Source organism: Myxococcus hansupus, from assembly GCF_000280925.3.
GTDB classification, from domain to species: Bacteria; Myxococcota; Myxococcia; order Myxococcales; family Myxococcaceae; genus Myxococcus; species Myxococcus hansupus.
This window is the reverse complement of the sequence record NZ_CP012109.1, coordinates 1,497,189-1,521,409: the sequence shown is the minus strand read 5'-3', so window position 1 is coordinate 1,521,409 and position 24,221 is coordinate 1,497,189. Positions and strand designations below refer to the sequence as shown.

24 protein-coding genes are annotated in these 24,221 nt (G+C 69.9%); 11 read left to right on the top strand and 13 right to left on the bottom strand.

Annotation, left to right across the window (positions count from 1 at the left end; all coding sequences use genetic code 11):
- Positions 1 to 51: 51 nt before the first annotated feature.
- From A176_RS06350 to mraZ, 5 genes are read right to left on the bottom strand one after another with little or no spacing between them, the layout of a single operon-like run.
- Positions 52 to 2,070 carry a penicillin-binding protein gene (locus tag A176_RS06350; RefSeq protein WP_002634385.1) on the bottom strand — a complete coding sequence of 673 codons (2,019 nt, stop codon included), beginning with the start codon at positions 2,068 to 2,070 and terminating at the stop codon, positions 52 to 54.
- On the bottom strand, positions 2,067 to 2,489 hold the full coding sequence (ftsL, locus tag A176_RS06345) for a cell division protein FtsL (protein ID WP_002634386.1): 423 nt from the start codon (positions 2,487 to 2,489) through the stop codon (positions 2,067 to 2,069). The genes A176_RS06350 and ftsL overlap by 4 nt, the downstream gene beginning before the upstream one ends.
- Positions 2,486 to 3,400: a 16S rRNA (cytosine(1402)-N(4))-methyltransferase RsmH gene (rsmH, locus tag A176_RS06340; RefSeq protein ID WP_002634387.1), complete on the bottom strand. Its 915-nt coding sequence runs from the start codon at positions 3,398 to 3,400 to the stop codon at positions 2,486 to 2,488. Before rsmH ends, ftsL begins: the two co-directional genes overlap by 4 nt.
- 6 nt (positions 3,401 to 3,406) lie before the next feature.
- A complete protein-coding gene (locus tag A176_RS06335; protein ID WP_002634388.1) occupies positions 3,407 to 3,793 on the bottom strand; it encodes an STAS domain-containing protein in 387 nt (128 codons plus the stop codon).
- Positions 3,794 to 3,839: 46 nt separating this feature from the next.
- Positions 3,840 to 4,292 (bottom strand): division/cell wall cluster transcriptional repressor MraZ, encoded by a 453-nt coding sequence (gene mraZ, locus A176_RS06330; RefSeq protein WP_002634389.1) that lies wholly within the window; start codon positions 4,290 to 4,292, stop codon positions 3,840 to 3,842.
- A 263-nt stretch (positions 4,293 to 4,555) separates the two neighbouring features.
- On the opposite strand from mraZ, the gene A176_RS06325 reads away from it, so the two are divergent.
- Positions 4,556 to 5,266: a PilZ domain-containing protein gene (locus A176_RS06325; RefSeq protein WP_002634391.1), complete on the top strand. Its 711-nt coding sequence runs from the start codon at positions 4,556 to 4,558 to the stop codon at positions 5,264 to 5,266.
- 30 nt (positions 5,267 to 5,296) lie between these two features.
- On the opposite strand, the gene A176_RS06320 is transcribed toward A176_RS06325, so the two are convergent.
- From A176_RS06320 to A176_RS06300, 5 genes are all read right to left on the bottom strand, one after another.
- The gene (locus A176_RS06320) at positions 5,297 to 7,102 is read right to left on the bottom strand and encodes an acyl-CoA dehydrogenase family protein (RefSeq protein WP_002634393.1); all 1,806 of its coding nucleotides are present in this window, start codon (positions 7,100 to 7,102) and stop codon (positions 5,297 to 5,299) included.
- Positions 7,103 to 7,258: 156 nt separating this feature from the next.
- Complete coding sequence (locus A176_RS06315; protein WP_002634394.1) at positions 7,259 to 7,612, bottom strand: ArsR/SmtB family transcription factor; 354 nt, start codon at positions 7,610 to 7,612, stop codon at positions 7,259 to 7,261.
- A gap of 8 nt (positions 7,613 to 7,620) precedes the next feature.
- Entirely contained in the window at positions 7,621 to 8,283 is a 663-nt protein-coding gene (locus A176_RS06310; protein WP_002634396.1) for an SRPBCC family protein, read from the bottom strand.
- 68 nt (positions 8,284 to 8,351) lie between these two features.
- Positions 8,352 to 8,837: a nuclear transport factor 2 family protein gene (locus A176_RS06305; RefSeq protein WP_002634398.1), complete on the bottom strand. Its 486-nt coding sequence runs from the start codon at positions 8,835 to 8,837 to the stop codon at positions 8,352 to 8,354.
- A 161-nt stretch (positions 8,838 to 8,998) separates the two neighbouring features.
- Entirely contained in the window at positions 8,999 to 9,769 is a 771-nt protein-coding gene (locus tag A176_RS06300; protein ID WP_002634400.1) for a hypothetical protein, read from the bottom strand.
- A 382-nt stretch (positions 9,770 to 10,151) separates the two neighbouring features.
- On the opposite strand from A176_RS06300, the gene A176_RS06295 reads away from it, so the two are divergent.
- From A176_RS06295 to A176_RS06270, 6 genes are all read left to right on the top strand, one after another.
- Entirely contained in the window at positions 10,152 to 12,164 is a 2,013-nt protein-coding gene (locus tag A176_RS06295) for a serine/threonine-protein kinase (RefSeq protein ID WP_226994215.1), read from the top strand.
- Between the two features lie 447 nt (positions 12,165 to 12,611).
- Complete coding sequence (locus tag A176_RS06290; RefSeq protein WP_002634405.1) at positions 12,612 to 12,818, top strand: hypothetical protein; 207 nt, start codon at positions 12,612 to 12,614, stop codon at positions 12,816 to 12,818.
- An 81-nt stretch (positions 12,819 to 12,899) separates the two neighbouring features.
- Positions 12,900 to 13,844 (top strand): CarD family transcriptional regulator, encoded by a 945-nt coding sequence (locus tag A176_RS06285; protein WP_002634407.1) that lies wholly within the window; start codon positions 12,900 to 12,902, stop codon positions 13,842 to 13,844.
- 82 nt (positions 13,845 to 13,926) lie between these two features.
- Positions 13,927 to 14,439 (top strand): zinc metalloprotease, encoded by a 513-nt coding sequence (locus A176_RS06280; protein WP_002634409.1) that lies wholly within the window; start codon positions 13,927 to 13,929, stop codon positions 14,437 to 14,439.
- Positions 14,426 to 15,376 (top strand): hypothetical protein, encoded by a 951-nt coding sequence (locus tag A176_RS06275; protein WP_044889605.1) that lies wholly within the window; start codon positions 14,426 to 14,428, stop codon positions 15,374 to 15,376. The genes A176_RS06280 and A176_RS06275 overlap by 14 nt, the downstream gene beginning before the upstream one ends.
- The gene (locus A176_RS06270) at positions 15,373 to 17,223 is read left to right on the top strand and encodes an ArnT family glycosyltransferase (RefSeq protein ID WP_002634412.1); all 1,851 of its coding nucleotides are present in this window, start codon (positions 15,373 to 15,375) and stop codon (positions 17,221 to 17,223) included. Before A176_RS06275 ends, A176_RS06270 begins: the two co-directional genes overlap by 4 nt.
- Before the next feature lie 34 nt (positions 17,224 to 17,257).
- On the opposite strand, the gene A176_RS39665 is transcribed toward A176_RS06270, so the two are convergent.
- A complete protein-coding gene (locus tag A176_RS39665; protein ID WP_021781090.1) occupies positions 17,258 to 17,965 on the bottom strand; it encodes a hypothetical protein in 708 nt (235 codons plus the stop codon).
- A gap of 441 nt (positions 17,966 to 18,406) precedes the next feature.
- Between A176_RS39665 and A176_RS06260 the strand changes: the two genes are divergently transcribed.
- Both A176_RS06260 and A176_RS06255 read left to right on the top strand, forming a co-directional pair.
- Entirely contained in the window at positions 18,407 to 19,276 is an 870-nt protein-coding gene (locus A176_RS06260) for a hypothetical protein (RefSeq protein ID WP_044889607.1), read from the top strand.
- A 188-nt stretch (positions 19,277 to 19,464) separates the two neighbouring features.
- Positions 19,465 to 20,025, top strand: a complete 561-nt coding sequence (locus A176_RS06255) for a hypothetical protein (protein WP_002634418.1) — start codon at positions 19,465 to 19,467, stop codon at positions 20,023 to 20,025.
- A gap of 63 nt (positions 20,026 to 20,088) precedes the next feature.
- Here A176_RS06255 and A176_RS06250 read toward each other — a convergent pair whose 3' ends face one another.
- Together A176_RS06250 and A176_RS06245 are read right to left on the bottom strand one after the other, a co-directional pair.
- Positions 20,089 to 21,273, bottom strand: coding sequence for an iron-containing alcohol dehydrogenase (locus tag A176_RS06250; RefSeq protein ID WP_044889608.1), 1,185 nt, complete (start codon positions 21,271 to 21,273; stop codon positions 20,089 to 20,091).
- Positions 21,274 to 21,293: 20 nt separating this feature from the next.
- Entirely contained in the window at positions 21,294 to 22,757 is a 1,464-nt protein-coding gene (locus A176_RS06245; protein ID WP_002634421.1) for a glutamine synthetase family protein, read from the bottom strand.
- A gap of 209 nt (positions 22,758 to 22,966) precedes the next feature.
- Between A176_RS06245 and A176_RS06240 the strand changes: the two genes are divergently transcribed.
- Together A176_RS06240 and A176_RS06235 are read left to right on the top strand one after the other, a co-directional pair.
- Entirely contained in the window at positions 22,967 to 23,722 is a 756-nt protein-coding gene (locus A176_RS06240) for a glutamine amidotransferase (RefSeq protein WP_002634425.1), read from the top strand.
- Positions 23,723 to 23,738: 16 nt separating this feature from the next.
- A complete protein-coding gene (locus tag A176_RS06235) occupies positions 23,739 to 24,221 on the top strand; it encodes a hypothetical protein (RefSeq protein ID WP_002634427.1) in 483 nt (160 codons plus the stop codon).

The window sequence follows — 24,221 nt, the reverse complement described above, 5'->3', positions numbered from 1 at the left end:
CTCTTCCCCTTCACACGCATTGCAAGAGCGGGGCCTGGAGCGGACGCGGCCTTATTGCCGCGCGGCGAGCTCCAGCGTCACCCGGGCCCCCTTCTCCACCAGTGAACCGGCGGCGGGGGTTTGAGATACCACGCGTCCACTGCCCAACACCTGTGGCTCTAGCGCCGCGGCGAGCAGCTTCACCACGGCCTCACGGCCTACTTCACCCTGAAGGTCCGGCACACGTACCGTGCCGGGTTCAGGGGTCTCCGTCACCGCGTCCGCCAGCGCCGTCCGGGCGGCTCCGGAGGCCTTGGCCCCCGGCTTCGCCGCGGCAGGCGCGGAAGACACGGCGGCCACGGCCACCTCGGGTGCCACCGTCCGGGACGGGGGCACGGCCAGGTGAGCCATGGCGGCGGTCGCAATCTCCTTGAAAGCAGGGGCAGCCACGGACCCCCCGTATACGTCCGTCTTCGGTTCGTCCACTACGACAAGAATCACGGCGCGAGGAGACTCGGCCGGTACCACGCCAACAAAGGAGGCGATCCGCTTGTCCGAATACCCCCGCGCCACCGGATCCGCCTTCTGCGCGGTGCCCGTCTTGCCAGCCACCCGGTAGTCCTCCATGGCGGCCTTGGTGGCCGTCCCTCCCTTGACCACCACGCTTTCGAGCATGCCCACGACCTGCCGGGCGACCTTCGTGGACACCACCCTTCGCAGCTCCGTGGGACGGTTTTCCAGCAGAACGACCCCGTCAGGGTCCACCACCTTCGACACCAGATAGGGCCGCATCAGCACCCCATCGTTCGCCAGCGCACCATAGGCGGCCGCAATCTGTACCGCGGTGGCCGTCATACCCTGGCCGAAGGACTGGGTGGCCAGGGAGACTTCCGCTTTCGGAAACGGGATGACGCCCCGCCCCTCGCCCGGCAGGGAGAGGCCCGTGCGCTCGGCGAAGCCGAAGGCATGGTAGCCCTTCACGAACTTCTCGCGCCCCATCGTCTGGGCAATCTTCGCCATGCAGATGTTGGAGGACACCTGGAGGATGCCCTGCGGGGTGAGCCAGCCGTAGGAGTGGGTGTCGTTGATGGTGTGGCGGCCCACGCGCCAGGCGCCGTTCTCACAGAAGAACAGGCTGTCGGCGGTGATGGCCTTCTCTTCCAGGGCCGCGGCCACGACGAAGGACTTCAGCGTGGAGCCGGGCTCGAAGGTGTCCAGGGCGGCGCGGTTGCGCATGCTCGTGCGCGAGCTGGACTCCGGCGTGTTCGGGTTGAAGCGCGGGTGGTTGGCCACGGCGAGCAGCTCGCCCGTGCGCGGATCCAACACCACCGCCATGCCGGCCACGGCCTTGGCGTCCTCCACCGCGCGGCTGAGCGACTTCTCCGCGACGTACTGGAGGTGCCGGTCCAACGTCAGCGTGACGGCGGCGCCCTGACGCTGGAGTGGATCCAACGCGCCCTGCACCAGCAGCTTGCGGCCCTTGGCGTCGCGGAAGCCGGAGGTGCTCGAGTTCTGTCCGGACAGCTCGTCCTGGAAGGCCAGCTCCAGGCCCTCCAGGCCGCGGCCGTCCATGCCCACCGTGCCCACCACGTGCGCGCCCAGCTCCCGCTGCGGGTAGAAGCGCTTGGGCTCCTTGGAGAAGCCCATGCCGGGCAGCTCCAGCGCCTTCACGGCGGCGACCTCGGCGGGCTTGGCCTGGCGCTTCACCCAGGCGAAGCGCTTGGCCCGCGACAGGCGCGCGTGCAGCTCATCCGCGTCCAGCTTCAGCGCCTTGGACAGCGCACGGGACGCGGCCTTCACGTCCGGCAGCATGGAGGGGTCCACCCAGATGGAGTCCACCTCCACGCTCTGGGCCAGCGGCGCGCCGCGACGGTCGAAGATGTCGCCGCGGCGGGCCGGAATCTCGATGTGCCGGACGTACTGGTCCTGCGCCAGGCCGCGCAGCTTCTCCTGCTCGAAGACCTGGAGCTGCACCGCACGGCCAAAGGCGACGCCCAGAAGCATGAGGAACAGCCCGAACAGCAGCTTGACCCGCAGCTTCAGCCATTTCGCGTTGGGCTCGGGAGCCCGCGCCGCCTTGAAGTCCCTCACCGACCCGCTCCGGCACGGCCCGCCACGCGGGTGCTGGGCTGGGCGGCGGGGTCCACCGTCTCCGCGCGCGCGCCGTTGCCACGCGCCGGCTTCTCCACCGACAGCGACACCACCGCGCCGCCGCGCGGCATGGCCATGTTCAACTGCTCACGGGCCACGCGCTCCAGCCGGCCCGGCGCCTTGAGCGTGGCCAGCTCCAGCTTGAGCCGGTCGTTCTCCCGCGTGAGGACGCGGCTCTCCGCCTCCTCGCGCGACAGGCGGTAGCCCATGTCCACCACCAGCACGCGGCTGGTGACGTGGAGGATGCCCACCGCCACGAAGAGGGCGAAGAGGCACACGGCCGGCAGCAGGTGCAGCAGCACGCCGCCCACCGTCACGGAAGAACGCAACGCCGACACCCGGGAGTGCACCTTGCTCATCGGAGTTTCTCCACCACGCGCAGATGCGCGCTGCGAGAACGGGGATTGGCCTCGACCTCCGCCTCGGAGGCGGCCACGGCCTTCTTCGTCACCAGCGCGAAATCACCCACGCCACTGCACACGCAGATGGGCAGCCCCGGCGGACAGGTGCAGCGCCCCGCGAGCGCGCGGAACGCCTCCTTCACCTTCCGGTCCTCCAGGGAGTGGAAGGCGATGACGGCCGCGCGCCCCCCCACCTTGAGCAGGCTGGGGATGGCGGCCAGCAGCGCGTCCAGCGCTTCCAGCTCACCGTTGACGGCCATGCGCAGCGCCTGGAAGGTCCGGGTGGCCACGTGGATGCGGTTGGGCCACGCCTTGCGCGGCACCGCCCGCTTCACCACCTCCGCGGCCTCCAGCGTGCGCGTGGGCAGCGCCTTCTTCAGCTCGCGGGCAATGGGCCGGGCGAAGGGCTCTTCACCGTAGTCCTTGAGCATGCGGACCAGCTCGCGCTCATCCGTGGAGGCGATCAGCTCCGCGGCCGTGGGGCCGTCCGGGCCCATGCGCATGTCCAGCGGGCCGTCCTTGGAGAAGGAGAAGCCGCGCTCGGCCACGTCCAATTGGGGCGACGACACGCCCAGGTCCACCAGCACGCCATCCACCGGCAGCAGGTCCGCGCCGACGCGGAGCAGCTCCGCGAAGTTCCCCGCACGGCCCTGGAAGCGCGGGTTGCCGCCCAGCCGCGCGGTGGCCGCGGCCAGCGCCACCGGATCCCGGTCCACGCCCACGACGGACGCACCTTCGGCGAGCAACGCCTCCGAGTGGCCGCCACCCCCGAGCGTCCCGTCGATGATGACCTTCCCGTCCGCCGGCCGGAGCAGCTCCACTGCTTCCCGCAGGAGGACGGTCTGGTGCTGGAAGTCCAAAGCCCCCACAGGCCGTCAGACGAAGGGGGCCCGAGCGAGCGCGAAGGCGGCCCGGGCATCGTTCATATGCGGGTAGATTTCGAAACAGTCGTGCGCGCCGGCCGCGCGGAAGATGGCGGCCAGGTACGGCGACAGTCCCGACAGCTTCACGTCCCCGCCGCTGCGGCGGAAGACCTCCGTGCGGGCCATCAGCGGCTTGACGCCGCGGTAGTTCAGGTGGCCCACGTCGCCGAAGTCGAGCACGACCTGGCGCGTTCCGCGGTTCAGCTTGCGGCCCAGGTCGTCGCACAGCTCCAGCAGGTCCTGCTCGCTCAACTCACCTTCGAGCATGAGCGTCTCGACACGGCCGGCGGCCATCGCCGCGCCCGCCAACCCTGGCCGTACCTCCAGAACCTGGTTCATACGCTTGCCACCCTCCCGGTACTTCGGGGTCCTGTCGACTTTCCCGTCATGCCTGCCGAAGCTCGGCGAGCACCTTCATCACGTCCGCGGAGGTCGCTTCCTGGCGCGCTTCTTCCTGCGCCTTCGCCCATCCCTCGCGGCTCCAAAGCTCGATGACCTTCACCATCCCCGCCCACACCACGTCCTTCTCCAGCCCCGCATAGGAGCGGAGCGACGGCGGGATGAGCAGGCGCCCCAACTTGTCCAACGGGCACTCCTGCGCGCTGGCCACGTACAGGCGCATCAGCGTCTTCACCCCTTGCTCCATCGGGTTGCGCTTGGCCAACGACGCCTCGAGCGCTTCCCACTCCCGCACCGGGTAGGCGTGGAGGCACCGGTCGAGCGCCGTCGTGAGGATGAGCCTCTCGTCGTAGGCGCCCACCAGCGTCTCCCGAAGCTTCGCCGGGAGGCTCGTCCGCCCCTTCGCGTCGATCTGGTGCTCATAGACGCCTCGGAACACTCGGGACGATCCACCTTTTCAACCCGCTGAGGGATGAACCTCCACTCCTTCCCACTCCTTGCCACTACGGGCGGCATACATACGCGCCCCACCTGGGGGGGTCAAGAAACCGCAACAGGTTGAAACAGCGGTTTGTCCGCGCCGGACGTCCTGAAAGGCCGTCACACCTGGAAGGTCCCGTGTTTGGCGCAGTGCGATGCCCTACCTATTGCGCTGGGGTAAACTTGAGTTCCCCCCGGACCCAGGCGCAGAGTGTCGGTTGCGTGAACACGAACGTTCGGCTGAAGGTGGCCTACAAGACGCCGCAGTCCTTGGTGGGGGAGTACACGCGCAGCGTGGGACTGGGGGGCGTCACCTTGGAGACGCGCCGCAGCCTGCCGCTGGGGACTCGCTTCACCTTTGAACTGCATGCGGGTGGCATGCCCCGTCCCGTGGAGGTCCTGGGCGAGGTCGTCCAGGTCATTCCCCAGGAGGAGGCCCGGCGCTTCCTGCTGACCGTCCGCTATGGGGTCAGCGAGGACCGCAGCGCCCTGGACGCCATCCTCCAGCGCATCTATTCCTCGGATGAACAGGCCGGGCTGCGCCGTTTCCCACGGCTGCCCCTGTACCTGCGGGCCATCGAGGCGGCGCCCCTGTCACCGGCCTTCGTCGTCCGGGACATCTCCCGGGGCGGCGTGGGGCTGGAGGTGCAGGCCCCTGCCCTGCCGCGACAGGTGAAGGTGGGCACGCCCTTCCTGCTGGAGATGGACTTCCGGGAGGGGCCCATGATGCTGCACGGCGAGGTGGCGTGGACCTCGTCGGTGCCCCGGAAGAGCACCGGGACGGTGACGCCGGGCTTCGGCGCCACCTTCGGGCGGCTGAGGCCGGAGATGCAGCAGCGGCTGGACGGCCTGTTGTCCCTGGCCACGCTGCCGCCCGTCCCGTGGAAGGCCCGCGTGAGCTTCGGCATGGAGGCCGTCGCGCGCATGCCGTGACGGCCCCCAAGGCCATCGCTGGCGCGGGGGCTACACCGAGGTCAGGGGGTAGCCGCCCGAGGACTCCAGGGCCGCCACCACCGTCTCGCGCAGCGCGGCCGGGTCGTACGGGGTGAAGACGTCCAGCACGTGCAGGCGCTTCAGCTCCGCGTCGAGCGCGTCCCCCTTCAGTGTGGCGCACAGCGCGCGGCGCGTCCTGTCGTAGGCGCGGGGAATCGCGTCCAGGGCGTAGAGCTGCGTCATGGCCACACGCACCGGATCCAACGCGCCGCCGGACGCCGCCTGGCGCGTGCGCGTCACCATGGAGTCCAGGGCGAAGGCGTCCATCACCACGTCGGCCAGGGCCGCGAGCACCTCCTGGTGCTCCTCCAGCTCCGTGCCGAACGTCTCCGCCGCCACGCGCAGGCCGTGCAGCGCCAGCCGCTTGGCGGATTCGGCGGCCACCTCCTGGGGAGACAGCGCGTCCTGGACGCGGGCCCGGGGCCGCTCTCCCCGGGACAGCTCCTCCGCCACGTTGCCGGCGACGGCGAACAGCGGCAGGTCCCCCTTCACGGCGCGCTTGAGGAGCATGCCGGCGATCAACATCCGGTTGATTTCGTTGGTGCCCTCGAAGATGCGGTTGATGCGCGCGTCGCGGTACGAGCGCTCCACCGGGTACTCCTCGATGTAGCCCGCGCCGCCGTGGAGCTGGACGGCGTCATCCACGAGCGAGCCCAGGGACTCCGAGCCGTGCACCTTCAGGATGGAGGACTCGATGGCGTACTCCTCCACCGCGGCCAGCAGGTGCGCCTCGTGGTCCGGCGCGGCCTTGTCTCCCTGCGAAAGGCGCGCGTCCACGAGCCCGGCGGTGCGGTACGTCATGCTCTCCACCGCGTGGACGAGCGCCGCCATGCGGGCCAGCTTCTCGCGCGACAGCGGGAAGCGGACGATGGGCGTTCCGAACTGCTTGCGCTCCTGCGTGAATTGAAGCGCGTTCTGGAGCTGGAGCTTCATGCCGCCCAGCACGCCCGCGCCCAGCTTGAGGCGGCCGTAGTTGAGGATGTTGAAGGCGATTTTGTGGCCCTTGCCCACCTCGCCGAGCTGGTTCTCCACCGGGACGCGCGCGTCCTCGAAGTAGAGCGGGCACGTCGAGGAGCCCCGGATGCCCATCTTGTGCTCCTCCGGCCCCACGGTGAGCCCCGGCGTGTCCTTCTCCACGATGAAACCGGTGAACTTGTCCCCGTCCACCTTGGCGAAGACGATGAACACGTCCGCGAAGGCCGCGTTGGTGATGTAGAGCTTGGAGCCGTTGAGGACCCAGTGCTTGCCGTCGGCGGACTTCACCGCCTTCGTCTTCGCGCCCAGCGCGTCGCTGCCACTGCCCTGCTCGGTGAGCGCGTAGGCCGCCACCCACTCGCCCGTGGCCAGCTTCGGCAGGTACTTCGCCTTCTGCGCCGCGTTGCCGAACCAGACGATGGGCAGCGTGCCGATGCCCGTGTGCGCGCCGAACGTCACCGACCACGAGCCGTTGAGGCTCATCGCCTCCGCGAGCAACAGCGACGTCGTCTTGTCCAGGCCCGTGCCGCCGTAGGACTCGGGGATGTCCACGCTCAACAGGCCCAGCTCGCCCGCCTGCCGCAGCAGCGCGCGCAGGAGCGCGTTGTCCTTGGCCTCGATGCGCTCGGACGCGGGGAGGACCTGCTCCCGGGAGAACTGGAGGGCCGTCTTGAAGAAGAGGCGCTGTTCCTCCGTGAAGGTCTCCGGCGTGACGATGCGGGTGGCGCCCACCTCCTCGAAGAGAAAGGCCCCACCCGGGGGCAACGCCTTCGGCGAGGCAGGCTTGGATGCTGCGACCATCGATGACCTCCAGGTCCTGGGCGGGAGCGCCCCGGGGCCTGAATCTAATCCTCCGTCCCGAGGAAGCTCGCGACGACGCGAGGCACTGGCGTCCCCGCCGGGTCAACGGGCACGGACGGGCACCTCGCACGTGCGCCGCAGGACACCGCGCACGCGCTACGAGCCGCCGCCTTCTTCTTCCGCCTTGGCGCGGGCCCGCTTGCCGCGGGCCACCTCGGTGGCGAGCGCCTCCAGCCGAGGTGTCCAGAAGACGCGGAACTGCTCCAGCCACGCGTCAACCTGCTGCAGCGGCGCGGGGTCGACGCGATAGACACGGCGAGTGCCCTCGGCCCGCACGTCCGCGAAGCCGCTGTCCCGGAGGACCTTCAGGTGCTGGCTGACCGCGGGCTGGCTGATGCCGAATTCGGCCTGGATGGCCTCCGTGACTTCGCCCGAGGGGCGCTCCCCCTCGATGAGAAGTTCGAGAATCCGGCGTCGCACCGGATCACCCAGGACGTCAAAGGCATGCATCGTCGCGCTCAGGTCCCCGGATGCTTCACGTCAGGAGGCGGCGCGCCAGTATAGAACGCGGTCGTCCGCGCCGCGCGGGCCTTCGCCACCGCGGCGTCCTCCCCCGCTGCCACGTCCGCTTGCGCCCAGCCCTCGCTGCTGGCCGTGATGAAGGCCTTCCCGTCATCCGACATCGTCCAGGCCTCCACCGCGGCACTGTCGACGGCGGCGCCGCCGGACGCCAGGTGCCTGTCCAGTCCCTGCACCAGCGCCAGTTCCCAGCCGACGCCGCCGGCGCCCGGCCCGTAGTCGTTCCAATGGGAATCGACGTGGGCCATGTGCTCCAACCGCAGCCGCGTCCCACCGCCCGGGGCCTCGGCGAGGATGACGTCCACCCAACTGATGCCCCCACCGAATTCCCACGTCGCCGCCAGGTGCTTCGGCGGCTCGCAGCGGGTCACCGTCCCACCCGCGTTGCCCTTGAACTGGTAACGGCCGCCCAGCTTCAGGTCGCCGGACACCGGCAGGAACCAGCGCGGAAGGCGCTCGGGGTTGGTCAGCGCATCCCACAAGTCGTCGACCGTCGTGTCGTAGTCGCGCATCGCCACGACGACCCGCGCGGGCTTGCCCTCGTGCTCACGGTGCTCCACTTCCCGCACGACGGCCCCCAGGTAACGCTCCACGTTGCTCATGCGGCCTCCATATATAAGTTCGGACTTATATATTGGAAGCCTCAAGGCATCTGTCAACACGCCCGTGCTCACTTCATCAGTTGATGCAGCCGCCAGGTGTCGAGGAACGCGACCACACGGGTGACACGGCCCTTCTCCAGGACGAGGTGCCAGGCGTAGCTGTTCTTGTAGAGGCTGCCATCGCGCGCCGTCGCACGCCCCTCCCAGAACACCACGACGTGCTCGCCCTGCGTCAGGATGTGCCGGACCTCGGGCACGATGGGCGTCGACAGCCGCGCGGTGATGGGATTCACCGCCTGCTTCATGAACTCATCCCGCGAGCGGTAGACGCCGGACACGGGACTGGAGCCCGCCACGACCCATTCGGCGCGCTCGGACAGCAAGTCGAACACGCTACCGCGTCCGTGCTTCCAATCCTCGAAGGCCTTCTTGACCAACGCGGTGTTGGCCGCCTCCAAGTCCGTGTCGGCGGCACCGGCGAGGCCCGGCACGCTCACGAGCAGCGCCAGCACGCAGGCAGGGATGAAAGAGGCCAGGGTTCGAATGTGACGCATGGGCGGTCCTCCTGTCGGCGTGGAGCCCTCGCTCCACGGTCATTCGTGGCCGACACTAGGAAACGACCCGCGTCCGGCCATTGCCCAGGCCCCCGGCGTTCTTGCCTATTCCCCCGCGTTCACTTCACACGGGGCCAAAGGCCGCCCTCCGAGCCGCTGCGTCAGCCCGCGTCCGTCGGCCGATGCGGCGTCGGATAGACGAGGCACAACGTGTCGAAGATCGGCTCGCCCGGCGCGGAGAACACGCCCCCCAGCGCCCGCGCCACCTGCGCGACCTCCATGCCGAACGAGGGCACCAGGCAGATGTCCTCGGACGTCTTGAAGCGCCCCTTCAGCAGGCCGAGCCCCTTGCGCAGGGTGACGATGTCCTGCCGTCCCTCTCGCACCGGCACCGAGGGACCGTTCGCGTCAGGGCCCGGCAGCTTGCCCACGCTGGTGGTGAGCTCGAAGCCGTCCCCGCGCATGATGATGCGCAGCTTGCCCGGCGCGACCTCTTCCAACCAGGCGCGGAAGCCCGCCTCGTCGCGCAGCACCACCGGATACGCCACCGGCCCGTCCGGATGCGCCAGCCACACCGTCGCCGCCGACTCCCGCAGCACGGCCAACAGCTCCGATGCCTGAACCAGGAACGTGTCCGCGTCCGGAACCACGAGCACGGTGCGCCCCTTCACACGCTGCGTCAGCGTCACGGCGTCTTCCGGACGAACCGGCGAGAAGGCCTCCGCGCCCAGACGCACACGCTCGCCAGCCAGTTCCACGCGCAGGGCATCGGCCGGAAGCGGCTCGCCGTAGACAGGGCCCGCCACGTCCTCCAAGGGCCCCCGCGTGTCCGGCGCCGAACCCGACGCGGGCAACGAAGGCAAGGGCTCCGGCTTCAAGGATTTGAGCGGCTCGGCGGGCTTCTCCTCACGGCACCCAACCCCGGCGACCATGAGACATACGGCCGCGACCACCTGTGTCATTTGACGCACGACGCGCACCGCCAAACACCCGCGTTGAAATCCGCCGCCAGGATGTGTCTGCCGCGACCCCAAGTGGCCGCCATCCAACGTCGCACATGAGGCCGCGACAGCAGGCCTTTCCCGAAGCAGGCATCCTTCCGCGCCCGGCGAGGGCCAGCAGGCGCCGGTGAGCTTTTGGCGGGGGGTTATCGCGAAACGAGAAAAGGGACGCATCGACCGCATAGCCATACGTGGCGGAATTTTCCTGCGATGGCGTTTTGCCTACCCCATGATACCTTTTCCAGCCCACGCGACGACAGCGAGGGCCCCCTTGGCGCAGCGGCCACCTGCGCCTGAAGGAGCTGGAACACACGTGCAGCAGCCTTCCGAAGGGCACCATTTCGGGAAGTACAAGTTGCTCGAGCGCATCGCGACGGGCGGGATGGCGGAGATCTACCGCGCCCGCATGACGGCCGCGGCGGGCGTCACCAAGCCGGTGGTCATCAAGAAAATCCTCCCGGGCTACGCGGACAACAGCGCGTTCCTGTCGATGTTCGTCAACGAGGCGCGCATCGCGGCGGGACTGAGCCACGGCAACATCGCCCAGGTCTTCGACTTCGGTGAGGTGGATGGCGAGTACTTCATCGCCATGGAGTGGGTGGATGGCCGCACCCTGTCGAGCGTCATGCGGCGCGCGCGGGAGAAGGGCATGTACACCCTGCCCCAACCGCTGGCCCTGCTCATCGCCGTGGAGATGCTCGAGGGCCTGGCCTACGCGCACACGCGCCTGGACGAGCGCGGCCGGCCGCTCCACATCGTGCACCGCGACGTGAGCCCGCAGAACGTGCTGCTCAGCTACGAAGGCCAGGTGAAGTTGGTGGACTTCGGCATCGCGCGGGCCCGGCTGGCGGGCTGCTCCGAGCCCGAGGAGCACGAGCTGAAGGGCAAGTACACGTACTTCGCGCCGGAGCAGGTCCGCGGGCGAGAGCCCGACGCGCGCTCGGACATCTTCGCCGCGGCTGTCGTCATCTACGAGATGCTGTGCGGCCGTCTCCCCTTCGAAGGGAAGATGGAGGACGTGCTGCGCAAGCTCGCGCTGGGCGACTTTCCGCGCCCTCGCGACCTCAACCCGGGCATCCCCACCGCGCTGGAGCGCATCCTCCTCAACGCCCTGGCCGTGGAGCGCGAGCAGCGCTACGCCACCGCGGAGGCCTTCGCCGAGGCCCTCACCCGGCACCTCCACACGGCCGCGCCCGATGTGTCGTCCAGCGCTCGCGCCCACTTCATGGGCTACCTCTTCGAAGCGGAACTGGTGGGCGAGGGCCGCCCGGTGCTGCTCCCTCGCGAGTTCCTGGCCCAGATGGCCCGGTGGACGCAGTCGACCCTGGATCGCCGCCCCTTCCGGGATGCCGCGCCGCCCGTCCGCGAGCTGTCCGCCCTCGACCCGGAGGAAGAGCGCACCCCCATCGCGGACATCGAGCTGCCGGACGACCTGCCGCCGCTGGAGCCGTCCTCGGCCGCCAGTCCTCCCGCCGCGTTTCGCCCCGAGCGCACCACGCTGCCCCTCCCCGTGCTGCCGGGCACGGACGGGGTGCCCCTCGCCGACGCGACACCCACGCCCCCGACACCCACGGGCCCCTTCGGGCTGCCCTGGGCGGTGGCGATAGGCGCGCCCATCGCCGTGGCGCTGACGGCCACGCTCGCGATGCTGGTGACGAACAACGCGGGCACCTTCTCCGTGGAGCTGAGCTCGTCGCCGCCGGGCGCGGCCATCCGGGTGAACGGGCGGCAGCACACCGCGCATACGCCCGCGCTGCTCACGCAGCTCTCCGCGGACACGGAGCACCTGCTCGAGGTCCAGGCCACCGGCATGGTGCCCTGGAGCCAGACGCTGCGCGCCGAAAGCGGCACCACCCTGGCCGTCCACGCCCGGCTCCTGCCCCGGCGCCCCCCGCGCCCCCGGCACACCCGGAGGCCCGACCGCCGCCGCCCCAGGAGGCGCGGATGCCCGAGGGGACGGCGCAACTGCCGCTGTCCAGCGTGGCCCATGCCTTCCGCGTGCCCTACCTCTCCACCGCGCAGATGCGGCTGGACCCAGCGCGCACCTACAGCGTGCGCGTGGAGGGTGAGGCCTCGCTGGGCGGCCCCAGCCGGGTGGAGAAGGCGGGCTACTTCCTGGAAGGCGACACGCGGCTGGCGGCGAACGAATCCTTCGGCCTGCTGGACGGCGAGGAGCGGCGGGTGCGCAACGCGTCGCGGCTCCACGTCTTCCTGCTGGACGCGGACCGGACGGACAACCAGGGCACCCTGCGCGTCCGCGTCCGCGAATGGGATGACGACAGCGCCACCACCACGCTCCGCCTGGACGCACGGACCCACGCGGTGAAGCTGTCGCGCGCCGACCGCTTCCTCCTGCGCGAGCTGGACGCCCAGACGCCATACGACGTCGTGGTGCGGGATACGTCCGAGCCCGCACACACCCGCGGCTTCGAAGGCGGGCCCGTGGGCCGCGTGCTGGGCCTGCATGGCACCGGCGAGGGCCCCGAGGCGTCCGCGGGCACCCTCATCTTGTTGGAGGTGGGGCGGCCCCTGCGGCTCCAGGGCGCCACCTGGCTCCAGCTCGCCTTCCCGGACGACCACCTGGCGGACAACAGCGGCGGCCTGATGCTGGAGGTGTCCCCCGCCGGGGCGCCCGGCAGCCCGCCCTCCGAGCAGCCGGCGCCTCCCGGGACGCACACCCCGTAACGGACCGCTACAGCGGTGCAGCGACCTGTCGCCGAAAAGTTGATCAGCGAAGGCCGCCCCCTACCCTGGGCCGCAAGGAGGACTCACCATGAAGAAGCTGGTGGCGGTGGCCGTGTTCGGCCTGATGGGAACGCTGGGTTTGGCCGCGCGCGTGGACGCCCGGCCGGGAGTGGACGGCATGGAGCCAACGGATGCACAGGTTGAAGCGGCGCTGGATGCCCGGCAGAAGCTGGTGCTGAGCAAGCTCCTGCAAATTCAGCAGACAGACGCACGCACGGCGGCAATCCACCGGTAAACTCGTGGCGTCCGACGTGGCTCGGTGCTAAGCCCGAACCGCTTCCGACGTTCACCCAACTACCTCACCCGCGAGGGGGACATGCCTGAAGGGTCCGCGTCACTCCAGCTCGCGGTTGGCGACCGCGTCGTCTATCCGAACCAGGGAGTCTGCCGCGTTTCCGCCATCGACGTGAAGGAAGTGGCGGGACAGAAGCTCACCTTCGTCACGATGCGCCGCGAGGAAGATGGCGCCGTCGTGATGGTGCCTGAAGGCAAGGTGCTCGCCATCGGCGTGCGCAAGGTCGCCTCGGCCGAGGACGTGGAGGCCATCTTCGCCTTCCTCCGCTCGGACAGCGACAAGGCCGACCTCGATTGGAAGCAGCGCGCCCGCACCAACCTGGACCGGATGACCCAGGGCGGCATCATGGGTCTGGCCGAGGTCGTGAAGGGCCTCCAGGTCCTGAGCGAGCTGCGCCCCCTGCCTACGAAGGAGCGCGAGCTCTACGACAACGCCCGTCACCTGTTGGTGACGGAGGTCGCCGCCGCGCTGAGCACCGCCGAGGTCAACGCCGAGGACGCCATCGACATCGTCCTCTTCCCGCCCGGCCGCGAGCGCCCCAAGCGCACCGCCGCCGAGTTCCAGCGCGAGGACGGCGACCTGGACCTGGACAGCGACCTGCTGGGCCTGGACAGCGACCTGGATTTGCCCTCCGACGAGGAGCCCGCCGAGGAGGAGCCCTCCGAGGAAGGCGAATCGCAGGAGGAGGAAGAGTCCTCCGAGGACTCCGCGCCCAAGAAGCGCGGCCGCCCGCCCAAGGCCAAGGCGGAGGGTGAAGAGGGTGCCGAGCCCGCCGCGCCCAAGAAGCGTGGCCGGCCTCCCAAGCCCAAGCCGGAGGCCTCCGCCGAGGGCGCCGAGCCCGCCGCGCCCAAGAAGCGTGGCCGGCCTCCCAAGCCCAAGCCGCCGGAGGTGGAAGGTGCACCGCCGGCCGCACCGAAGAAGCGCGGCCGGCCCCCGAAGGTGAAGCCACCTGAAGGTGAGAGCTGACAGCCCCAATGGACCGACGGGCCCCCTCGGACGGATGCGCATGGCCGCACCGCCCAGGGCCCTTCCGCCGAGGTGACGCCCCGTGATTCGCGTCGTGACGCTGGACCCCTTCGACGACAAGCAACTCGCGAAGTTCAACCGCACGCTCTACACGGCGTTCGGCGTGGGCAGCGAGCACTCCGGCAGCGCCGAGGTGCCCGCGGGCATGTCCGAGCCGCTGGACGCGGAGAAGCTGATTGATGAGGTGAAGGGCATCCGTTCCTACAAGGACGACAAGGTGCTCATCCTCACCACGCGCAAGCTGAAGGACCGCGAGCTGCCCAGCGGCGTGGCCCCGACGGCGGGCTTCGCGCGCCAGGGCCGGGACCGCGCCATCCTCACCATCGCGCCCCACAAGGACCTGGAGAGCGCCTTCAAGGCCGTCTCCCGCCACGCGCTCCACCAGTTGGGCCACCTCTGGGAGCTGCATCACTGCCTGGACCCGCGGTGCTCGATGTACCCGCCCTGGACGCCGTCCTTCATCCAGGGTGAGGCCATCTTCTGCACCTTCTGCCGGGAAAAGAGCGAGCAGAAGATCCGCCTTGCCAAGTCCTAGCGTCACGCGCGCCCTGCCCCTCGTCGAGCTGGGGGGCCTCCTCCTCGTCGCGCTCCTGTGTCTGGTGTTCCACCTGCGCCTGCCGGGCCGCCTCCCCTCGGAAGCGGACTACCAGGCCGCGGCGCAGCGGCTCCAGGCCGAGGGACAGCCCGGTGACGCCGTGCTGCTGTTCCCCTGGTGGGCGGAGCGCGCCCGCATCTTCGTGCCGCCCGCGATGCCGGTGTACGGCTACCTGGGCTCGGACACGGATGACCTGTCCGCCCATCCGCGCGTCTGGGTGTTGGGACAGCCAGAGCTGCCCCGCTCGGATGAAGCGGGCTTCCTGAAAGCGTTCCTCCCCGGGCGCCGCGCCGTGGGCGAGGCGTCGCGGCACGGCACGCTGACGCTGACGCCCTACGAGAATGGCCTCCACCGGCCGCGGCGCTTCACCGCCACGGACGCGTACGCCAAGGCCCGCGTGTACCTGGAGCAGCCGGACGGCACGCGCCGCGACTGCCCCTTCGACGGCAAGGTCCACCGCTGCCCCGGCCCCGCGCACCTGTACGTGGCGCCGGAGTGGCACGAAATCCGTTACGAGCCGCGGCGCTGTCTTTGGATGCACGCGCCCGGCGGCAAGCAGCGCCTGGTGGCGGAGCTGGACGGCGTCCCCGGCGGGCTGGGCCTGCGCCTGGAGGGCGGCATCATCTTCGAGCACGCCTTCCCGAAGGACGCGCGCCTGTCCACCACGCATCTGGGTGTGGAGGACGTGACGGCGGGCACGGGCCTGCTGTCGCTGGCCATTCCTCCGGGCATGGAGGGCGTGCAGAAGGCGGAGGCGCGCTTGCCGGAGGGCGGGCCGCGCACCGTGAAAATCTGGGTGCAGGCGGACAACGCGGACCGGCGGCAGGTGTGCCTGGACGTGCTGGCCGTGGAGCAGCAGGTGGGGGTGCGGGGATGATGCGAGGACGCGCCCCCACGCGCGACGAGAAGTATCTGGCCTGGGCCCTGTGGGTGCTGGCCTTCGCGGCGCTGTGGCTGACGGAAGCCGCGGTGGGCTACACGCGCGACGAGAGCGTCTACTTCATCGCGGCGGAGCACTACGCGGGCTGGTTCCGGCAGCTCTTCCAGTCCCCCGCCCGGGCCTTCACCGACGCGGCCATCGTGCGCGCGTGGGACTACAACCACGAGCACCCGGTGCTGATGAAGGCGCTGTTCAGCCTGAGCCACCTGCTCTTCCACCAGGGGCTGGGGTGGATGCGCTCGGCGACGGCGTTCCGCCTGCCCGCCTTCGCCCTGGCGGCGATGGTGCCCGCGCTGAGCTTCCTGCTGGGCAGCGCCATGTACGGCCGCGTCGCCGGCCTGTTCGCCGCCTTCGCGTTCATGCTGGTGCCGCGCCAATACTTCAACTCGGAGATGGCGTGCTTCGACGTGCCCGTGGCCGCCATGTGGCTGCTGGTCGTCTACTGCTTCTGGCGCGCCCTGGAGGACACGCGCTGGGGCCTGTGGTGCGGCGTGGCCTTTGGCCTGACGCTGGCCACCAAGCACAACGCGCTGTTCCTCCCCTTCGTGCTCACGCCCTTCGCGCTGTGGCGCGCGTGGAGCGACAGCGAAGGCCAGCCCGAGGCCCGCGCCTGGCTCGGCCGCTTCGTGGGCGTGTTCGCCGCGGTGGCCGTGTTCTACGGGCTGCTGCTGCTGTCCCTGGGCGGCGGCGAGGGCTTCCAGCGCAAGTTCCTGCTGCTCAGCCCGCACACGCTGCTGTTCGCCGGGCTCGCGGTGGGCGGCGCCTGGGTGCTCCAGGGCGTGGACAAGGTGAGCGCGCCGGTGACGCGGGCGCTGGTGCCCATCGCCGCCATGGCGGTGCTGGGGCCCGTCATCTTCTACCTGCACTGGCCCTACCTCTGGCACCACCCGGTGGACCGCACCGCGTGGTACCTGGCCTTCCACGCGAAACACAACCACTACGCCTGGTTCTATCTGAACCAGCTCCTGCGCGAGCCGCCCTTCCCGCTTGCCTACGTGGTGGTGAAGACGGCGCTGACGGTGCCCACCAGCCTCTTCGTCCCCATGGTGACGGGCCTGGTGGCGCTGGTGGCCCGCGCGGTGCTGGGCGCCTTCGAGAAAACGCGCGCGTGGGTGGAGCGCCCGGTGACGATGACCGAGGCGCTGGTGTGCGTGAACGCGGTGGCCTCCATCCTCATCATCAGCCACCCGCAGGTGCCCCACTTCGGCGGCGTGAAGCACTGGTTCCCGTCCATGGTGTTCCTGGGCATCCTCGCGGGCGCCGCGGTGGCCCGGGGCTGCACGGCGCTGTGGGCGGTGCTGAAGGCGAAGTGGCCCTCACTGCCCCAGGCGGCGGTGGCCGTGCCGGTGTTCGCGGTGCTGCTGGCGCCCGCGCTGGTGTACTCGGTGCGCGTCTTCCCCTATGGGACGGCGGCGTACTCGGAGCTCGCGGGCGGATTGCCGGGCGCGGCCACGCTGGGCATGCAGCGGCAGTTCTGGTCCAGCCACGTGACGGGCGTGCTGCCGTGGATCAACGCCAACGCCAAGCAAGGCGCGCGGCTGTTCCTGCACGAGGTGCACGGCGGTTCGTTCCGGGACTACCAGCGCAACGGCATGCTGCGCGCCGACTTGCGCGCGGTGGGCAGCCCGGCCGACGCGGACATCGTCGCGTACCAGTACCACCAGGAGTTCCGTGAGCATGAGTTCCTCACGTGGCAGGCGTTCGGTACGCGCACGCCCGTGACGGGCCTCTATGTGGACGAGACGCCCCAGGTGGTCGTCTACGTGCGCCCGGAGACGCGGTAGCCCTTCGGCCCCGCGTCTCCCAGGACGCGAGGACTCAGGCGTTGCCGCTGTTGGAGCCGCCGTTCCGCGAGGCCTTGCCGAGGTTCATCAGGTGGGCGGCCCCTCGCAGCGTGTCCGGGTCGCTGAACTGCGAGGCCTGCTCCTCCATCCGCTTGTACTCGCTGGTCGTCACGGCCGGCCGGTCCCCGTCGATGCGCTGCGAGAAGAAGGGCTGGTCGGGGTGGTCCTTGTGGAAGAAGCGCTGGTCCACGTACTCGGCCCGCTGCGTGCCGGGCCGCATGGCGAACGTCGTGTCCACGCGGACGTCCGGGTTGCCGGAGATGGCCTTGTCCGGGGGAATCATGGCCGTGTTGGCCCCGTGCGACGCGGAGGCCAGGTTGTTGGGGGACTGCGTTTTCTTGCCGCCCTCGCCGTGGCCCATGCCGTGGAGGATTTCGTACTTCGTGCCCGGCTCCGCGGTGCCGAGCTGCTTCTGGTACTGGGTGGAGCTCTTTTCACCTCCGGTCATCTGGCCGAAGACCTTGGTGTGCTCGCCCTTGTCGCGGTCCGGCACCGACGTCAGCACCTGCTGCGGCCCCAGCCCCCGGGAGTCCAACGGGCCGCTGGCGAAGACACCCTTCTGGTTCGACGCCTGGCTCGAGTAGTGCGCCAGCGTGTTCAGGTTGTCCGTGGGGCTGTCCTTCACGGTGCGCAGCGCCTCCATGTTGGCGGGACGCGCCGAGTGCGTGTCCTGAAGCCCCACGTCCTTCGACTGCTTGAAGAGGTCCGCTTTGGAGGGACGAGGTCCGCCTGTCGCCGCCGAGCGCTGGGGCCGCGTTCTCGCGGGCCCGCCGTCGAAGCTGTCCGTCGGCGCCGGTGACGACGCGCGACTGGAGGACGCGGAAGGCGACGGCGAGGCGGACGTCCGCGGAGCGGGTTTCGCATACGGCGAATGGCGCTTCGAAGGGGAGCGGGTTTTGGGGCTGCGGGAGCCGACTTTCTGCATGGGGAACTCCTTCAGGAGAAGAAGAACCAAGGTGGTCGCGCGCGGTGGTGGCCGGGACTTGAATCCAAATCCGTGGTGCCGTCGAGCCTCCTCCAGGAACGGGACCAGGTGTCTGTCATTGGCCACTTCCCCGCCCGCACGCCCACCCCGCACCACGCTTTCCTTGCTTTTCTAATATTACCATTTTCCAATCCCGCCATGCGAATCCCCCTCCATGCAGTCATCGCGGCGGCGCTCGGCGTCTCGGCTTGTGGAAGTGATGCCCCGCACGACGCGGACGAAACACTCGCGGCCCAGGAGCAGGCGGCGTTCTCTGGTGTGAATGGCACCTACTGTCTCGTCAGTCCCTACAACTGCAAGCTCCAGGCATCCGGCGGCAACCGCGTTCCCACCAACGCGCCCGAGGACGACAACTGGGGTCTGGTGACGGGCGTCCCCATCCGGGATGGAAACGGCACCGTGGTGGGCACCAACACGCGCACCAGCGCCGCCTTCAACTACGGCCAGACGCGAACCTTCGCGGGTGAGCGGCATGCCTTCGCGGTGTCGACGTCCAACTCCAGCGCGGGCTGGCTGCCCATCTCCAGCATCCTGGGGCGCACCTCCTTCGAACAGAAGGTCGGCCACGTCTCGGCGCTGGGCGCGGGGCTGGCGAAGATGGGCTGCTACGCCGTGCGCAACGCGCATGACACGACGCTGGAGTTCAAGAAGGTCGTCTACGACAGCACGGCGACCCACGAGCGCGCGGGCGACTACCTCCCGCTGGTGCGCGCCAACGGCCTGCGTTCAGTGAATCTCGTCTTCAACGTGCCGGGCTTCGCGCTCGGGGGCCCCGCGGTGGACCACTTCCCGGCGGGCACCAGGTTCCAGCGCCTGGACGTCCCCACGGAGCACGGCGTGCCGTCCATCGATATTCCCTTGTGGGTGCAGGACAGCGCGGGCCGTTATCGTCAGCAGTCCGGGACGATGAAGTTCCTGTATGGCTACGTCATCGCGGCCACGACGGGCACCAAGCGCAACGGCTGGATGGCCTACGACGCGCTCCAGGTCAGCTCCGGCTGTCCCTGAGCCCGCGTCTCTCGTCCTCCGGGGCATGACGCCGTGCATGCCCGCGTCCGCCCGGCCGGGGTGTGCACTGGCGGTCGTTGGCGCCCTCACACGTCGACATCAGACGACGCCAGACCTCCCCGGAAGAGGACGCTCCGCAGTAATCTGAACGCGTTGGTGAAGGTTCTTCCACACCCCGGGAGGGACACATGAAGCGCTGGAGTGGGTTGCTGGTGGTGGCCGCGCTGTGTGGCGTGGCTTGTGACGGGAAGAAATCGACGGACAGGCCAACGCGCGCGCAACTGCGCAAGACGGGGGCGGCGACGGTGGAGGTCATCCCCTCCGAGGGCCAGCTCCCCTACTGCATGCTGTACACGGTGTCCGAGAAGGGCGTCATCCGACAGCTCACGCTGACGCGGGAGAACCGCTCCATCCGCTGCGAGGCGAACACGCCCGTGGCGCACACGAGCTTCCGCGTCCCGTACCAGGAGGGGAAGGTGCGCATGTACATCTTCTTCTCCAACGAGCGCATCCCGGCGGGGCCCGTGGCGCAGCAGCTCTACGAGCTGCGCGGCCAGGAGCGCATCAACGCCATGGACCTGCGCCTGCCAGGACAGGTGTTCGTGGAGACGCTCGAGTTCGCGCCCGAGGAGGCCGGCACCGAGGTGACGGGCACCGTGGTCGACGGGACGAACGGCACGGGCGCCTCCGTGCTGTCGGACGGCGGCACCGAGGGCGGAAACCTGGGCGCCATGGATGACGGCTCCTGAGCCGTCCTCTCGCGCCGTGACACCACACCCGGGGGAGTTCCCCTCCCCCGGGCCGCCGCGCGCTCAGTAGGACTCGCGCGCCATGGCCAGCAGGTCCGCTTCCGTCACCTTGCGCGGATTGCACAGGTGCGAGGCGTCCTGGAAGGCCTTCTCCGCGATGCGCGGCAGGTCCTTCTCCTGCACGCCCACGTCCCGCAGCCGCGAGGGGATGCCCACGGCCGCGTTGAGCTTGCGCACCCGGTCGATGGCGTTGCTCGCGAGCACCTCCTCGCGCGCGTTCGTCGTGTCGCCCAGGGCCACCGCCACCCGCGCCAGCCGCGCCGTGCACACGGCCCGGTTGAACTCCATCACCACCGGCAGGACCACGGCGTTGGCGAGCCCATGGTGCAGGTTGGAGATGGGCGTGAGCGCGTGCGCCAGCGCGTGGCAGGCGCCCAGGCCCTTCTGGAAGGCCATGGCGCCTTCCATGGCCGCCACCATCATGTCCGTGCGCGCGGCCAGGTCCTTGCCGTCCCGCACCGCCACCTCCAGCGAGCGGCCCACGCGGTGGATGCCGTCGATGGCCACCGCGTCCGCCAGCGGGTGGAAGCCGTTGGCCAGGTAGGCCTCCAGGCAGTGCGTGAAGGCATCCATGCCCGTGGCCGCCGTGACGCCCGGAGGCAGCCCCAGCGTCAGCTCCGGGTCGCAGATGGCGGCGCGCGGCAGCAGGTGCGGACTGAAAATCACCGTCTTGCGGCCTGTGTCCTCCAGCGTGACGACGCCCGAGCGACCCACCTCGGAGCCCGTGCCCGCGGTGGTGGGAATCGCGATGAGCGGCGGCAGGTCATCGCGCACGTACTGGTCTCCGCCCTTCGCGTCGTCGTAGCGACTGAGCGGCGGCTCGTGCGTGGTGAGGAGCTGAATCAGCTTGCCCGCGTCCAGCGCGCTGCCGCCTCCCAGCGCGACGATGCCGTCACACCCGTGGGCGCGGTACGTCTCCAGGCCGGCGAACACGTCGCGCTCGGTGGGGTTGGGCTCCACGCGGTCGAAGACCTCGCACTGCAGGCCGGCCGTCTTGAGCACGTCCACCACGCGCGCGGCCAGCCCCGCCTTCACCACGCCCGCGTCCGTCACCAGGAGCGGACGCTGGATGCCCAGGCGCTGGGTGTGCGCGGGCAGCCGCAGCAGCGCGCCCGCGCCGAAGACGATGCGCGTGGGCCACGCCATCTCGGTGACGCGCGGCTCGGAGGGAAGGTCGAACGGCTTCATCGCGGCTGCTTCTTTCGCGCTCATATGAGCTCCAGGTAACGCTCCAACTCCCAGTTGGTGACGGCGCGCTCGTACTGGCGCACCTCCCACTCGCGCGTGCGCACGAAGTGGTCGACGAAGCCGTCGCCCAGCAACTCCCGCGCGCGCTCGCTGTTCTTGAGCAGCTCCACCGCGTCCTTCAGGCTGCGCGGCAGCGGGGGCGCGTCGCTCTTGGCGTAGGCGTTGGCGTCGCACGGCGGCGGCGGCTCCACCTCGTTCTCGATGCCCCACAGGCCCGCCGCCAGGCTGGCCGCCATGCCGATGTACGCGTTCATGTCCGCGCCGAGCTGCCGGTACTCCAGGCGCATCGCCTTCGCGTTCTCACCAATGACGCGGATGGCGGTGGTGCGGTTCTCCAGCCCCCACGTCACCGTGGTGGGCGCCCACGTGTTCTCCACGCTGCGCTTGTAGCTGTTGATGGTGGGCCAGTAGAGCGCGGTCAGCTCCGGCATCAGCGCCACCTGCCCGCCGATGTAGTGCCGGAGCAGCTTGCTCATGCCGTTCGGCGCCTTCGCGTCGTGGAAGAGGTTGCGCTCGCCGTCCAAATCCCACAGCGACTGGTGCACGTGCCCCGAACACCCTGGCAGCTTCGCGTTCACCTTCGCCATGAAGCACGCGGTGACGCCGTGGCGGGCGCAAATCTCCTTCACCACCGTCTTGAACAGCGCGGCCTTGTCCGCGGACTTCTCGATGTCGTCGTAGCGGATGGCCGCCTCGAAGACACCGGGCCCCGTCTCCGTGTGGAAGCCCTCGATGCCCAGGCCGAACTCGTTGCACCCGTCGATGATGGCGTGCACCAGCGGCGCGTTGAGCGACGTGCGCAGCCACGAGTAGCCGAACATGCCCGGCGTGAGCGGCGTCAGCCCCTGGTAGCCCTTGTCCTTCAGGCTCTGCGGCTGCTCCTTGAAGATGAAGAACTCGTACTCCGCGCCGAAGCGCGGCAGGTAGCCCAGCGAACGCGCGCGCGTGGCCAGCTTCTGCAGGAGCTGCCGGGGGCTGGCCTCGAAGGGCGTGCCGTCCTTGTTCTCGAAGTCGAGCAGGAACGCCGCGGTGTCCGGCTCCCACGGGATGACGCGCCCGGTGGACAGGTCCACCTTCGCGTGCGTGTCCGGGTAGCCGGTGTGCCACCCCGTCACCTCGGTGTTGTCGAGCAGGTCATCGCTCAAGTCCCAGCCGAAGACGACGTCGCAGAAGCCCAGCCCGCCCTTGGCCGCGCTGAGGAACTTCTCCAGGGAGATGTACTTGCCGCGCCAGACGCCATCGACGTCCACCGCGCCCACCTTCACCTTCTTGATGCCCTTTTCATCCAACCACCGCCGCAGCGAATCCACATCCGAGGCCTCTCGCGCGGCATGGCCTCTCGCCCGGGCACGCGGCGCCTTGTCGCGCATCCGGCGGGCCATGACGGGATGGTTGAGGACCTTCGCCTTCGGTCGGGTCGGCATCGAATCAATCCCTTCTCTCGTTGGAAGACGCCGGGCGCTCCACCAGGGACTCCACCCGCCGCCCGTCCATGCGCAGACTGGGGTCGGTGGATGAGTGGGAGAGCCAACGGGCGCCGGTCATGTGGAAACCTCGAAGCACACGGGCGCGTTCCACACACACTGGTCAGGAACGGACACGCGGGGCAGGACACGGTAGGAATGGGGATGGCATGCGGCAACCATCGGCGGTGAAGAACGTCCTCTTGCTGAAAGCCGGCGACGCGGCCGACTCCGTGCGCGTCTCCATCGGCGACTACGACCGGTGGTTTCTGCAAACCATTGGACTGTCCGGCTACCGCTTCGACGTCGTCCCGGTACACAAGGGTGCGCCTCTGCCTACCCGCGCGGACGCCTACGACGCGGTGATGATGACGGGCTCCCCCTTGTCGGTGACGGCGCTGGAACCGTGGATGGAGCGCGCCGCGGACTTCATGGTGGAGGCCGGCGAGCGCGGCACGCCGGTGCTGGGTGTGTGCTTCGGGCAGCAGTTGCTCGCGCACGCCTACGGCGGCCACGTGTCCCGCAATCCCCAGGGCCGCGAGACGGGCAGCGTCCAGGTGACGCTCACGGAGGCCGGCCGGAAGGACGCGCTCTTCGACGGCGTCCCCGAACGCTTCACCGCGCAGGCGACCCACGAGGACATCGTCTCGCAGGTGCCCGAAGGGGCGCAGGTGCTCGCCAGCAACGCGAACACGGCCGCGCAGGCGCTGGCCTTCCGCCCCAAGGTGCGCGGCGTGCAGTTCCATCCGGAAGCGGGCGTGGACACCTTGCGCGCCGTCATCGAGGCGCGCCGGGAGAAGCTGGACCAGGCCGCCGTGGCGCGGGGCGCGACGCCCGGGGAACATGTCCGCCAGTTGCTGGCCGGGCTCACGCCGTCTCCCTCGGGCCGCCAAATCCTGCTGAACTTCCTCGAGCGCTTCTCCTGACCTGACTGAGGCCCCCGTGTTCCGTCTCGCTCTGCCGACCCTGCTCCTCGCCCTCCTCACCAGCGCCTGCTCGGAAGACCTCTGCAGCCAGGCGCCCCGCTGCGATGGCTCGGAAGCCCTCAACTGCGAGCCCGAGTGCACGGTGGGCCCCTGCTCCAGCGGCCCCATCCTCCAGGAGTGCACGAACGGCACCACCTGCACCGTCGTCGCGGGTGACCGCACCGACGCGCGCTTCTACCGCTCGCGCGCGGTGTGCGCCGTCACCCTGGAGGCCTGCGACCCGGCGACCGCGGCACCGCCCACCTGCGGCGAGGACCGCTTCGTCACCGGCTGCGGCGTCTACCGCCGCGACATCCGCGTGTCCTGCTCCCAGTCGGGGCTCTACTTCTCGCAGGTGCCCGCCTGCTGCCAGGGCGCGGGGCCGGGCGACGGCGGCTCCGACGCGGGCACGGGCGGTGACGGCGGCACCGACGCGGGCACGGCCGACGCCGGCATTTGA